Source organism: Dielma fastidiosa, from assembly GCF_003475485.1.
GTDB classification, from domain to species: Bacteria; Bacillota_I; Bacilli_A; order Erysipelotrichales; family Erysipelotrichaceae; genus Dielma; species Dielma fastidiosa.
The window spans coordinates 425,880-438,937 of the sequence record NZ_QRQL01000002.1 but is presented as its reverse complement, the minus strand read 5'-3'; the positions used below and the strand labels follow the sequence as shown (position 1 = coordinate 438,937).

The following is a 13,058-nucleotide window of genomic DNA, read 5'->3' as shown; positions in this document are numbered from 1 at the left end:
AATGGCAAAAAGATTTCCAGAAAATTTCTTATGGGGCGGCGCGGTTGCTGCAAATCAGATTGAAGGTGCATATTTGGAAGACGGTAAAAAGCTAAATGTGACAGATGTATTAGTTGGCATTATGAATCAGCCGGATTTAAAATGGAATGGTTCTAAATGGGAACCAGCTTTAGTACCAAATAAAAATTATTTGAGCCATGAAGCGATTGATTTTTATCACCGCTATCATGAGGATTTGGAATATATGCATCAAATGGGCATTAAGGCTTTCCGTACAAGCATCTCTTGGGGACGTATTTTCCCTAATGGTGACGAAGCAGAACCAAATGAAGCTGGGTTGAAATTCTATGATGATTTATTTGATGAAATGATTCGTCTGGGGATGGAGCCGGTTATCACATTAAGCCATTATGAAATGCCGCTGCATTTATTAACTGAATACGGCGGCTGGCTAAATAAAAAAATGATCGATTTCTGGATGAACTATGTAACTGTTGTGTTCAATCGTTATAAGGGTAAAGTTAAATATTACATGACTTTCAATGAAGTGAATAATATTTTTAGAATGCCTTTCGCTGCCGGCGGTGTCTTAGATATCAACCCTAAAAATACAGAACGGGTGAATGCTGATCTGACAATGCAGCAGCTCTATCAGGCTACTCATTATCTGTTTGTAGCTCATGCGAAAACCGTGAAGCTGGGACATGAGATTGATCCAGAAATGAAGGTTGGCTGCATGCTTTCATTATCACATATTGCAACTTACCCATATACTTGTGATCCAGATGATATTTTAGGTGTAGTTGATCATAGACGGAAACACTATTTATTCCTTGACGTTATGTGTAAAGGTCAATATCCTGGTTATGTAAAACGTATTTGGCGAGAAAATGATGTACATGTAGAAATGAGTGAAGACGAATTAAATACGATTGCTAACTTTACTTCTGACTATATCGCATTCAGCTATTATCGTTCTACTGTATATCACAAGGATGCTGCGATTCGGGTAGATACTGGTGGTTCTGCCGGTTTAAATAATCCATATTTAAAAGAGACTTCACCTGAACCATGGTGCTGGCCGGTTGATCCTAAGGGACTTCGCTTTGTATGCAATGATTTGAATGACCGCTATGGATTGCCGCTGTTTATTGTGGAAAACGGTATCGGCTTAGATGAAGCAGTTGATGAAAATGGTAAAATTCAGGATGATTTCAGAAAACGTTATATTCATGATCACTTAGTACAGGTTCAGGAATCAATTGAAGATGGATGCGAAATCATGGGATATCTTTACTGGGGGCCAATCGATATTGTATCAGCAGGTACTGGTGAAATGAGAAAACGTTATGGCTTTGTTTATGTAGATCGTAATAATGACGGAGAAGGTAGTCTTGACCGTTATAAGAAAGATTCATTTGATTATTTCGCAAAAGTAATAGCCAGTAACGGTGAAGATCTGACTTATACTGAATAATGAAAGCTGCGGCTTTAATCAGACGGATTCCGGTAGGCATGATGCTGGTGCCAGTATTCCTTGGCGCGTTATGTAATACATTTTGTCCGGGTTTACTGGCAATTGGCGATCCTTTTACGGTAACCTTTACTAAAAGCGGTCTGATGACGATTATTGGTTTAATGTTGTTTTTTACGGGTACTCAGATGGATTTTATAACTATCCGAAAAGTAGCAAAACGCGGCTTGCCGTTAGCTTTGTTTAAATTGCTTCTCTACTTTATATTCGGCACTTTTATGCTGCGTTATATGCCGGCAGAGGGCATTTTTCAAATCAGCTCTTTGGCTTGGATAACTGCATATATGAGCTGTAATTCGGCTCTTTATTTGAGTATTGTTAATGAATTAGGCGATTCTATTGATCAAGCGAATTTCGGTTTAATGACATTGATTGGTTTGCCCAATATTGCCTTACTGCTATTTAGCTTTTCTAGCCAAGGGAATCTGATTAATAGTCTTCTGGCTATGCTGCTTCCCTTGCTGCTGGGGATAGGCTGCAATTTATTAGACAGTGAGTTTAAAGAAATGTTTAAAGATGGTACCCAATGTTTAATACCATTGGCAGGATTTGCGTTTGGAACCAATATCTCATTGATAACAATGTTTGAATGTGGCTTTCAAGGTTTGCTTTTATGCGGGTGTACATTACTTCTTTCACTGATTCCTGCTTTGCTTTTTGATTGCTTGATACTGAAACAGCCGGGGCATGCGGCAATTGCGTCATGTGGTTTATCAGGAGTCAGTTTGTCACTGCCTTATTTAGCTGCGCAAATAAATCCAGCATTTGAGCCATATGTCGGATCAGCAACGGCCCAATGTGCTTTAGCGCTGGTTATCACAACCTTTGCATTGCCATATTTAACAAGACTATGGGCGCATCATAGAGAAAAAACTAATGTTAAAGCGGTTATCCATTAGCTGTTCAGAAATCAATAAATGAAATTTTAGGTGACTTATTTTAATAGGTCATCTTTTTTTGTTTATAAAGATCACGGTCTAACATTATATTCTATATTTTATAAATATATAACATTATAATCTTTACAAGTAAACATTATTATGTTATGATGTCAGCAGATAAAGGAAAGTGAATGAAACTTTCAAAGGAGATGGAAAAATGAAAAAATTCATGGACTTTATGGAGATGAAAGTTGCGCCTATATTTGCTAAACTAGGGGCGAATCCTTACATTGTCGGTGTAAAAGACGGCATGGTTGCAACTGTTCCCTTCACAATTTTCGGAAGCCTGTTTATTATCATCCAGCAATTTCCAAATGATGCATGGCTGAAATTTATTGAACCTTATAAAGCGATGTTGGGTGTTCCTAACACAATGACAATGGGGATCATCGCTTTATATGTAGCTTTTTCAGTTGGTTATAATTTGGCGAAAGAATTTAAACAAGATCGATTGATGGGAGGTATTCTATCATTTATCGGTTTCATGATGCTTCAGATTGACAGTGAATTTGCAATGTCAACCACGTATTTTGGTTCAAAGGGTATTTTTACGGCCATCGTTGTTGCAATCTTCGCTGTTAAAATCTTAGAATTGTTTGTCCGCAAAAACTGGATCATACGCTTCCCTGAAGGTGTGCCGGAAGCTGTTTCTAAGTCTTTCTCTGCCTTGATTCCAGGTGCTGTCGCATTAACAATTCTTTGGACGCTGAGCTGTGTCTTTGGTTTAAATATTCCAGAGTTAGTTACGCAATTATTCTCTCCGCTTGTATTCGCATTGAATACATTGCCTGGTATTTTAGTTTATATGGTTGTTTCACAGCTGCTGTGGTGCGTAGGTATCCATGGTCAGTCTATTCTCAACGCAGTGGGTGTGCCTATTTTTACCACTTTCATCACTGCTAACTCAGAAGCATATCTGGCTGGCAATCCAATCCCTTATATTACAGCTACGGGTTTTATCCCATGGTTTGTATCGCTGGGCGGTGCCGGAGCAACTTTAGGTCTTGTACTGCTGATGACACGTTCAAAAGAAAAATCTTTCAGCACACTTGGTAAATTGGCTTTGCCGGCAGGTATCTTTAATATTAATGAACCAGTAACATTTGGTTTCCCTATCGTTATGAACCCGGTTATGATGATACCATTTGTTTTAGTTGATGTAGTTTTAGTTATTGGTACTTACTTCTTAATGTTCTTTAATATTATCGGCCGTCCGGTAGCTCTTGTACCATGGATCATGCCGCCGGTAATTGGCGCATATCTCTCAACAGGCGGAAATATTCCAGCCGCTGTCTGGGCTTTCTGCGGTCTGCTGATATCCATTGCGATTTACTATCCGTTCTTTAAAATCGCAGAGAAAATGCGTATGAAAGAAGTTGAAGAAGCACAAAAAAATCTGAATCAGCAGTAGATGAAAAGAAGGTGAATTTATGAAACATCGAGGTATTGTGATGAGCAGAAAGGGCATGGTGGCCTCCGCTCATCCGTTGATATCCTCAACAGGAATCGATATATTAAAAAAAGGCGGCAACGCGATGGATGCGGCAGTTGCCATGGCTAATACAAGCGGCGTCGTACTCCCCGATATGTGCGGCCTTGGCGGCGATGTATTCTTACTGTATTATGATGCGGCCAGTAAAAAAATCAGTGCGCTTAACGGCTCTGGCGCGGCACCGGAACAGGCGACAATTGATTACTTCAAAAGTCATGGCATGAACCATATACCTAATGACGGCATTTTATCGGCAGCAGTGCCAGGGGAAGTTGATGCCTGCCTGCTTGCTTTAGATAAATTTGGTACGATGCGTTTTGCTGATCTATGTCAGGACGCTATTGATCTGGCTGAAAATGGCTGTCCAGTATCCGAAAAGGTGGCTCGCCATCTGCATACTGATTATGATAAAATCTTACGTTTCAAAGGGCTGCGGAAGCGGTTCTTAAAAAATGACAATGAACCGCTGGCGGCTGGAGAATTATATTATAATCCTGAATATGCTCATTCATTGCGTATTATCGCAGAACAAGGACGCGATGCTTTTTATGAAGGAGAGCTTGCAGAAAAATTAGTTAAACATTCTGAAAAACATGGCGGTTTATTTAAGCTGGAAGATCTAAAGGCAATGAAATCAGAAATTCTTGAACCAATTTCAGTCCCTTACCGCAATTATCGGGTTTTCCAAACACCGCCGGTATCACAAGGCATTATTCATCTTGAAGAAATGAATATCTTAAATCAATTTGATTTTTCAAAACTAGAGCCTGAATCAGCTGAAGCCATTCATTTGATGGTGGAAGCAAAAAAACTTGCCTTTAATGACCGGGTTCGTTATTTTGGTGATCCATCATTTGTGAATAATCCTATTGATATGATCTTATCTGAAGAATATGCGAAAAAGCAGGCTTCCGCGATTCGCATGGATCGTTCACTGCCAATTATTGATGAAATCCCATTTAACGAAAAGGGACACACGACAAGCTTTGTGGTTGTCGACAGTCAAGGCAATGCAGTCTCCTTTATACACAGCATTTCGGCATCCTGGGGATCTGGTGAGGAAATTGAGGGCTGCGGCATCCTGCTGAATAACCGTTTAGGTTCAGGTTTCAATTTGACAGAAGGTCATCCTAATTGTCTGCATCCGCATAAAAAAACAATGCACACATTAGTTACTTATATGGTAACTGATAATCAGGGGAATCTGCGCTGGGTCGGCAATACACCGGGCGGCGACAATCAGCCGCAGTGGAACATGCAGACCTTATGCAATGTCATCGATTTTGGCATGGATGTGCAATCTGCATTAGAAACCGCTAAATGGGCAGATGCTCAGTCCAGCAATCCATGCGGCAGTATTACAAATGTATTAAAAATAGAAAAACAGATTGGTGAAGAGAAGCTGAAGCAATTACAAGCCATGGGACATGAGCTTAAAGTAATTGAGCCTTATGAGTGTTCAGGCGCTTCACAGTTAATCGAAATAAAGGAAAATGGTGTTTTATTTGGCGGCAGTGATCCACGGGCTGACGGCTGTGCCATGCCATTATAGGAACAATTTTCTTAACGAATTAGTAAAAATGCTGTTAGCTGCAGCTGTATGTCATAGCACTGCAGTTTGCCGACAGCATTTTTATTATTTTAAATAAAAAAACTGCCATTTACAGGCAGTTGAATCTCTTATACATCAAAATTAATCACGTAATTATGCATCCGTGTATTGTATTGTGAGTATGATATTTCAAGCACTTCACCATTAATGCCATAAGTCGTGCGCTTTCTGCCAAGCGTCGGACCTTCCTTAAGCTTCAGCTCTTCAAGAATCTGTGTAGAAGGATAGTCAATATAAAATTCATCTGTAAAGTGTGAAATCATGCGATGATTCTTATACATCTGCATATAAATGGAAAAACGCTCATCATCGGATACCTCATCCAGCTTCATTTCCCCTAACAGATAATGCGTGTAATAAATATAAGGAACACCATCCAAAAAGTATTTTCTGGTGATTTTGTAACATTCACTGCCGAAGTATTGATAAAGCTCATCCTGCGGTTCCAATGAAATCCGGGTTACCTTCGTATTCTCTCTTCTGAATACATAGCCTTCATCTGTCAATGTTTTTGAAAATGGCTGTGATCGAGTGAGGATATTATATAATCCATTGCTGATAACCTTAGTTCCAGAACCGCTTTTCTTACTCACAAAGCCTTCATTTTCAAGCATGCCGATTGCTTTTCTGATCGTAATCTTACTGACATCAAATTCTTTCTCTAATTCATTTTCAGTTGGCATAAAGGTATGCAGTCCATATTCACCGGTTATGATCCGCTCTTTCAATATTTCTAATACAGTCATATATAAAGGGATTTTTGATTTCTTGTCCATAAAGAATACTCCTTTTCATTTATTATATTATACTCTATTTTATTAAATTTGTCATAAATGTATGATTTATAATTTATAAAGAATATAATGATTGAAATAAAAGAATATAATGATATAATAATATCATAGAAACAGGAACTGTCCTGTGAAGCAAGAGGAGAGAAATTTATGAAAAATATTGTCTTATTATGTTCCGCTGGTATGAGTACAAGTATGCTAGTAACTAAAATGCGGGCAGCTGCTGAAGCTGAGGGGGTTGCGTGTAATATCGACGCTTATGGACTTTCTGAAGCATCAGCCATGATTCCATCTGCCGCCTGTGTATTATTGGGACCGCAGGTACGTTTCCATCTTCAAAAGCTGCAGCAGCAATATCCGAGTATACCGATGGCTTCAATCGATATGCGGATGTATGGATCAATGGATGGCAAGGGTGTCTTCCAACAGGCACTGAAGCTGATTGGAGAATAAGATGGAAGGTTTAGAATTAACTTGTTTTCAGATTATTTCAGCCGTTGGCAGTGCCCGATCTTTCTATATTGAGGCGATTCAGGAGGCAAAGGCAGGTCATTATGATTCAGCTAAAGACTTGATTCAGCAAGGACAGGCTATTTTCTTAGAAGGTCATCATGCTCATGCGGCATTGATTCAGCAGGAAGCATCTGGTGATCAGCTAGCCTTTCAGTTATTGCTGGTTCACGCCGAAGATCAGTTAATGTCCGCTGAGTCATTCGGCATTCTGGCAGAAGAATTTATCAGTGTGTATGAAACCATAGAGAGGAGAAGTTATGAAAAAGGCAATTAAGGTAGTTACGATTGGCGGTGGAAGCAGTTATACACCAGAACTTGTGGAAGGCTTTATTAAGCGTTATGAACAATGTCCGATCCGTGAGCTTTGGCTTGTTGATATTGAAGCAGGCAGAGAAAAGCTGGAAATTGTCGGCGCATTAGCGAAACGCATGGTTGAAAAGGCGGGTCTGCCGATGAAGATCTTTCTAACTCTGGATCGCCGTGAAGCATTAAAGGATGCTGATTATGTTACAACTCAAATGCGTATTGGTTTGCTGCCGGCACGCGTTAAGGATGAGCGGATTCCATTAAGCCATGGCATGATCGGCCAGGAAACCAACGGTGCGGGCGGCATGTTTAAAGCGCTTAGAACGATACCGGTCATCTTGGATATTGTTAAGGATATGCAAAAGCTGTGTCCGCAGGCTTGGCTGATTAATTTTACTAACCCAGCCGGGATGGTTACCGAAGCTGTACTGCGGTATACGAATTTTAAACGAGTTATCGGCTTATGCAATGTGCCGATTGGCATGGTAAACGGCATCGCTAAAATCATGAATGTCGAGCCAGAGCGGGTAAGAATGGAATTATCTGGTTTAAACCATCATGTTTTTGCTACAGATGTATTTATTGACGGCAAATCTGTACTCGATGAAGTCATTGAGAAATATGCGCATGTAGATCCATCAGATGCTCTGGCAATGAAAAACTTCAACGCCCTGCCGTTCTCACCAGCCTTCATCCGCGGTTTGCACTGCATACCATGCCCTTATCATAATTATTATTTCTTTACCAAGGAGCAGCTGGCGAAAGAGCTTGAAGAATACCAAGCCGGTCATGTGCGGGCTGAAGTTGTATCACAGGTGGAGAAGGAGCTGTTTGAATTATATAAAGATCCTGAGCTTGATGTAAAACCTAAACAGCTTGAACAGCGCGGCGGTGCTCATTACAGTGATGCTGCGTGTAACCTGATTGCATCTTTATACAGCAATTCAGGTGATATCCAATATGTAAATGTTCGCAACAATGGCGCAATCAGCAATCTGCCAGCTGACAGTGCCGTAGAAATCGCTTGCGTTATCACCGCTGATGGTCCTAAACCAATCGCTGTCGGCGAATTGAAGCCGCAGATCAACGGAACAATTCAAACAATTAAAACCTTTGAACGATTAGTCTGCGAAGCTGCTGTTACCGGCAATCGGGACATTGCGATTACTGCTCTGAATATGAATCCATTGATTCCTTCAGATGAGCTAGCGAATCTTGTCTTTGATGAATTGCTTGAAGCTCATAAAGAATATCTGCCGCAATTTACTAAATAAATATTAAAAAACTGATCTCATCCATCAGTTTTTTCTGCTTATACTGATCAATGAGTGCTGTATTTTGATATGTAAGCGGTTTTATGGTATATTTATTTCGAGTAAAAAGGGTTGGAATGATTCAGGCAGAATTGCATGTCTGTTTTATAAATCAATGAGAAAAGAGGAATTGGATCATGAATTTGTACAGCATTATATTGGTAGACGATGAGGAAGAAGTACGTAAAAGCATCATCAAACAGATCGATTGGGAGTCTGCGGGCTTTAAAGTTGTGGGCGATGCAGAGAATGGTGAGGATGGACTTGAAAAAATCGAACTGTTAGAACCCAATGTAGTGCTTACGGATATCCGTATGCCATACATGGATGGACTGACACTGACTGAGAAGATCAGACAGCGGTATCCTTCCACAAAAGTGGTCATCTTTTCCGGTTATGATGATTTTGAATATGCTCAGCGGGCAATTAAACTGAATGTGACGGAATATATTTTAAAGCCGGTGAATGTGGAAGAACTGACTTCTATATTAAAAAGAATTAAATCTGGTTTGGATGAAGAAATTGAAGAAAAACGCAATGTAAACAGTCTGCGGGAGAATTACCGCAAGAGCCTGCCAATTATCCGTGAACAATTCTTTAATGACATGGTTCACCGCCAGATGCCGGTCTCTTTTATTGAATCAAAGCTGGAAGAATATGATATTCCCATTGCCGGTGCTAAACGGTGGATCATTGGCGCAATTGATGTAGAAAAGAGTGATGACCGAAGTAAAAAAACATTATCCCTTCATCAAGAGGAAGAGCTGATACCAATTTCAGTAAAACAAATCGTCGCGGAAAAATTAAGCAGTTACTGCCGTTTTTCCCTTTTTCAGTCAGTGGCGGAGGCTCAGATGGTAGCTATTGTAGCACTTGATGACAATACTATTACCGGTCTGATCGATGTGTTTGGCGATATCTGCAAAGAGGTAAAGCGAATTTTAGAGGTGCCGGTAACAATTGGCATCGGACACAGCTGCAGCCATTTATCACAGATCATACGATCTTACCAGTCAGCAGTTGAAGCTCTGGGTTATAAAGCAGTTGTCGGCGGCGGCAGCACCATCTATATTAATGATATGGAACCAGTCGGCGGCGGTAAATTGAAATTTGACAACAATGACGAATCAGAATATATTGCAGCGGTTAAATTTGGCCCGGATGAGAAAATAAAAGCTGTCACTGCCAGAATCGCAGAAAAACTCGCATCCGCTAAGGTTCATTACCGTCAGAAACAGGTTTATGTATTTGGTGTTTTGAATACAATTATCCAAGTAATCCAACAATATGACATTAATCTTGAGGAAATCTTAGGCGGTGAATTGGAATATCTGAATGTCATCGATATGCTTCAAAAACGCGATGATTTTGGTGAATGGCTTTTTAATACAACCCTCACAATCAATCAGGCAATCAATAATGAACGTGATGTAACAACTCGGCACATTATTCAGGAAGCTAAACAGTATATCATGGATAATTATCAAAACCCTGATTTATCTGTTGAAATGATCTGCCGCCATCTGCATATGAGCCCAGCTTACTTTTCGACCATATTTAAGAAAGAAACCGGTCAGGCTTACATTGCCTATCTGACAGAAGTCAGATTAAATAAGGCTGTTGATCTTTTAAATAAGACAGATGATAAAACTTATATCATTGCTTCCAAAGTAGGTTATCAGGAACAGAATTATTTCAGTTATGTATTTAAGAAAAAATACGGTGTATCACCTACTAAATTCCGCGGAGCCAGATAATGGAAAAAAAGAAAATATTTCATAACCAAAGCATCCGGCGTACAATTTTTATATATTTCACAATCACTGCTCTGGCTGCCAGCTTGCTGATTACTTTTTCAATCTATGGGCGGCTTTCAAGTCAAGTATCGCAGACAGTCATGGAGGAGAATCAAAGCTTAATCAGTCAGGTAGCCCGTTCGGTAGAGAGTTATCTGCGCACGGTGATGAAGCTGTCGGATTCACTTTATTATGGGGCAGTCAAGAATGCTGATTTGTCCTCAGAATCTATTAACAGTGAAATCACGCTGCTCTATGACAATAACCGTGATGATGTTGCCAATATTGCCTTGTTTTCCCAAGACGGTGCGTTGATTGAAGCGGTGCCGGCAGCTAGAATCAAGACCAACCTTGATGTTAAGAGTGACAGCTGGTTTACTAATGCTCTTGATAAAACGGAAAATCAGCATTTCTCTGATCCGCATGTGCAAACCATCTTTGATGGGAATGAGAGCCAGTATCAATGGGTCATATCGTTATCAAGAGCTGTGGAACTGACCGAAGGGACATCAACCGCGCAAGGTGTACTGCTTGTCGATTTAAGCTATTCAAGCTTGGCTCACCTTTTTAACGGTGTAACGACCGGCAGCGGCGGTTATGTCTATCTAATCAGCAGTGATGGTGAAATTCTCTATCACCCAAAGATGCAGCTGATTGATTCAGGCCGTTTCATGGAGAATAATTTAGCAGCTGCCGAATACAAGGACGGCAATCATCTGGAGGAATTTGAAGGCGCTGAACGAATTGTCACCGTAAAATCAGTCGGTTATACCGGCTGGAAGGTGGTAGGCGTAACACCGAAGAATGTTGTCTCCTTAAATACGATTAAAACCAGATTATTTATTATCTTTATCATTACCCTGATTTTATTTATTTTAACCTTTATCAATTCATACATCTCTTCCAGAATAACCGATCCAATCAAGGAATTAGAAAAATCAGTAGGTATTCTTGAGGAAGGTAATTTACAGACACCGGTCTATATTGGCGGTTCTTATGAGATTCAGCATTTAGGAACTTCAATCAGCAACATGGCTAAACAGATCAGGGTACTCATGAATGATATCGTTACCGAGCATGAGGCAAAACGCAAGCAGGAATTTGATACGCTGCAATCGCAGATCAACCCGCATTTCCTCTATAATACATTAGATATTATTGTCTGGATGATTGAAAATGAGCAGAAAGCTGAAGCTGTGAAAGTTGTAACTGCTCTGGCACGTTTCTTCCGCATCAGCTTAAGTAAAGGAAAGAGTATTATTCAGGTTCGTGATGAGATTGAGCATGTACGCAGCTACTTGATGATTCAAAGAATGCGTTTCAAAAATAAATTTACTTATGATATTGAGGTCGGTGAGGGCTGCGAAGAACTTGCCAGCTTAAAGCTTATGCTTCAGCCATTAGTGGAAAACGCGATCTATCACGGTATGGAATTCATGGACGGTGATGGTGAGGTAATCATTAAGAGCTGGCGTGAAGGTAATGATTTATTCTTTATGGTTTGTGACAATGGATTGGGTATGACTGAGGAACAGGTGGCAAGCTTATTCTCAGATTCGATTCACACAACCTCTAAAAAGGGTTCAGGCATTGGTGTAAAGAATGTGAATGAGCGGATTAAACTCTATTTTGGTGAGCAATATGGCTTAACTATTCATTCTGAACCGGATGTAGGAACAGAAATTATGATCCGGCTTCCGGCTATTCCTTACAGCCAGATAATCGCAAAGGGTGAACAACTATGGAAATGACAAGACAGGAAAAGCTGATATGGGGACTGATGGCCGGTATTTTAATTATTTTATTTCTGTTATCTTCAACTGATTTAATTATTAAGGAAAAGGAAACTACCATTTATTCTGTCTCCGTCATAATCAAAGATACCAATGACGATTATTATAAGAATTTCCGTAAGGGGATTGATAAAGCCGCTGATGAATACAATGTGGATGTCAATTTCATCACATTATATGAAAAAGGGGATGTCGAGGAACAGATGGAGCTTTTAAATCGTGAGATCAGTGATGGCTCGCAGGCAGTGGTATTTGTGCCGTTAAAGCAGGCAGAATGCCGTCGGATATTGGATGACATGGTTTTAACCAGTCCGCTGATTATCATGGGCAACAGCCTGCCGGGAGATTGGGCAATTACCGGTATCTCACAGGATTATTATGAAGCCGGCCGAATGCTGGGTGAAGCCATTGTCCGTGAAAATAATGCTGATAAGCCGGTTTACATGTTTACTGAAGGTCTTGATTACGGTTATAACCAAGAAGTGTATAACGGTCTTTTAGCGGAGATTTCCCAGGCTGGCTTTCAGGCCCATCATTATGAAATGTCACCCGGCGGCTCCCCCAATACACCCGTTATTGAGAATGAAGATTTCTTTTCTCAGGTAATGGCTGATGAAGTAGCGGCATGTGATGACGGGGCAATTATCGTAGCTTTAGATGTAAAGAGTCTGGACTTGACCGCTGATATAATCGCGGATCATACGGCTTATGAAGACATCGCTGTTTTGTATGGTTTTGGCAGTACGACAAAGATTTTAAATCAAATGGATCGCGGCTTCATCAAAGGCTTGATAGCGACGAATCAATATGATGCTGGTTATTTAAGCATTGTGAAAGCAGTTGAGGCAATTGAAAAAAGCAGTGACCGGGAACAGATTGAACTGGCTTCATATTATCTTGAAAAAGATGATTTGAAGGAAAAGTATTTTGAAAAAATTCTTTATCCAATAGAATAAACGGAGGC

The 13,058-nt window shown here is 40.2% G+C and carries 11 protein-coding genes; 10 read left to right on the top strand and 1 reads right to left on the bottom strand.

Features of this window, described 5'->3' with window-relative positions; translation table 11 throughout:
- The first annotated feature begins 1 nt into the window (after position 1).
- From DWZ33_RS06880 to ggt, 4 genes are all read left to right on the top strand, one after another.
- On the top strand, positions 2-1,477 hold the full coding sequence (locus DWZ33_RS06880) for a glycoside hydrolase family 1 protein (protein WP_118454282.1): 1,476 nt from the start codon (positions 2-4) through the stop codon (positions 1,475-1,477).
- Entirely contained in the window at positions 1,477-2,433 is a 957-nt protein-coding gene (locus DWZ33_RS06875) for a 2-keto-3-deoxygluconate permease (protein WP_118454281.1), read from the top strand. The genes DWZ33_RS06880 and DWZ33_RS06875 overlap by 1 nt, the downstream gene beginning before the upstream one ends.
- A 199-nt stretch (positions 2,434-2,632) precedes the next feature.
- On the top strand, positions 2,633-3,886 hold the full coding sequence (locus tag DWZ33_RS06870) for a PTS sugar transporter subunit IIC (RefSeq protein ID WP_022937345.1): 1,254 nt from the start codon (positions 2,633-2,635) through the stop codon (positions 3,884-3,886).
- 19 nt (positions 3,887-3,905) lie between these two features.
- Positions 3,906-5,519 carry a gamma-glutamyltransferase gene (gene ggt / locus DWZ33_RS06865; RefSeq protein ID WP_118454280.1) on the top strand — a complete coding sequence of 538 codons (1,614 nt, stop codon included), beginning with the start codon at positions 3,906-3,908 and terminating at the stop codon, positions 5,517-5,519.
- Between the two features lie 128 nt (positions 5,520-5,647).
- On the opposite strand, the gene DWZ33_RS06860 is transcribed toward ggt, so the two are convergent.
- Positions 5,648-6,355, bottom strand: a complete 708-nt coding sequence (locus DWZ33_RS06860; protein ID WP_022937338.1) for a GntR family transcriptional regulator — start codon at positions 6,353-6,355, stop codon at positions 5,648-5,650.
- Positions 6,356-6,523: 168 nt separating this feature from the next.
- On the opposite strand from DWZ33_RS06860, the gene DWZ33_RS06855 reads away from it, so the two are divergent.
- From DWZ33_RS06855 to DWZ33_RS06830, 6 genes are all read left to right on the top strand, one after another.
- Positions 6,524-6,826, top strand: a complete 303-nt coding sequence (locus DWZ33_RS06855) for a PTS sugar transporter subunit IIB (protein ID WP_118454279.1) — start codon at positions 6,524-6,526, stop codon at positions 6,824-6,826.
- Between the two features lies 1 nt (position 6,827).
- Positions 6,828-7,160: a PTS sugar transporter subunit IIA gene (locus DWZ33_RS06850; protein WP_022937336.1), complete on the top strand. Its 333-nt coding sequence runs from the start codon at positions 6,828-6,830 to the stop codon at positions 7,158-7,160.
- On the top strand, positions 7,144-8,466 hold the full coding sequence (locus DWZ33_RS06845; protein ID WP_118454278.1) for a 6-phospho-beta-glucosidase: 1,323 nt from the start codon (positions 7,144-7,146) through the stop codon (positions 8,464-8,466). The genes DWZ33_RS06850 and DWZ33_RS06845 overlap by 17 nt, the downstream gene beginning before the upstream one ends.
- Before the next feature lie 176 nt (positions 8,467-8,642).
- Complete coding sequence (locus DWZ33_RS06840; RefSeq protein WP_118454277.1) at positions 8,643-10,262, top strand: response regulator; 1,620 nt, start codon at positions 8,643-8,645, stop codon at positions 10,260-10,262.
- Positions 10,262-12,052: a sensor histidine kinase gene (locus DWZ33_RS06835; RefSeq protein WP_118454276.1), complete on the top strand. Its 1,791-nt coding sequence runs from the start codon at positions 10,262-10,264 to the stop codon at positions 12,050-12,052. Before DWZ33_RS06840 ends, DWZ33_RS06835 begins: the two co-directional genes overlap by 1 nt.
- The gene (locus DWZ33_RS06830) at positions 12,043-13,050 is read left to right on the top strand and encodes a sugar ABC transporter substrate-binding protein (RefSeq protein ID WP_022937332.1); all 1,008 of its coding nucleotides are present in this window, start codon (positions 12,043-12,045) and stop codon (positions 13,048-13,050) included. Before DWZ33_RS06835 ends, DWZ33_RS06830 begins: the two co-directional genes overlap by 10 nt.
- Positions 13,051-13,058 lie beyond the last annotated feature (8 nt).

Excerpts from the sequence above, each read along its gene's own strand:
- DWZ33_RS06880 (WP_118454282.1), top strand. The coding sequence starts at position 2 with ATGGCAAAAAGATTTCCAGAAAATTTCTTATGGGGCGGCGCGGTTGCT.
- DWZ33_RS06875 (WP_118454281.1), top strand. The coding sequence starts at position 1,477 with ATGAAAGCTGCGGCTTTAATCAGACGGATTCCGGTAGGCATGATGCTG.
- DWZ33_RS06870 (WP_022937345.1), top strand. The coding sequence starts at position 2,633 with ATGAAAAAATTCATGGACTTTATGGAGATGAAAGTTGCGCCTATATTT.
- ggt (WP_118454280.1), top strand. The coding sequence starts at position 3,906 with ATGAAACATCGAGGTATTGTGATGAGCAGAAAGGGCATGGTGGCCTCC.
- DWZ33_RS06860 (WP_022937338.1), bottom strand. The coding sequence starts at position 6,355 with ATGGACAAGAAATCAAAAATCCCTTTATATATGACTGTATTAGAAATA.
- DWZ33_RS06855 (WP_118454279.1), top strand. The coding sequence starts at position 6,524 with ATGAAAAATATTGTCTTATTATGTTCCGCTGGTATGAGTACAAGTATG.
- DWZ33_RS06850 (WP_022937336.1), top strand. The coding sequence starts at position 6,828 with ATGGAAGGTTTAGAATTAACTTGTTTTCAGATTATTTCAGCCGTTGGC.
- DWZ33_RS06845 (WP_118454278.1), top strand. The coding sequence starts at position 7,144 with ATGAAAAAGGCAATTAAGGTAGTTACGATTGGCGGTGGAAGCAGTTAT.
- DWZ33_RS06840 (WP_118454277.1), top strand. The coding sequence starts at position 8,643 with ATGAATTTGTACAGCATTATATTGGTAGACGATGAGGAAGAAGTACGT.
- DWZ33_RS06835 (WP_118454276.1), top strand. The coding sequence starts at position 10,262 with ATGGAAAAAAAGAAAATATTTCATAACCAAAGCATCCGGCGTACAATT.
- DWZ33_RS06830 (WP_022937332.1), top strand. The coding sequence starts at position 12,043 with ATGGAAATGACAAGACAGGAAAAGCTGATATGGGGACTGATGGCCGGT.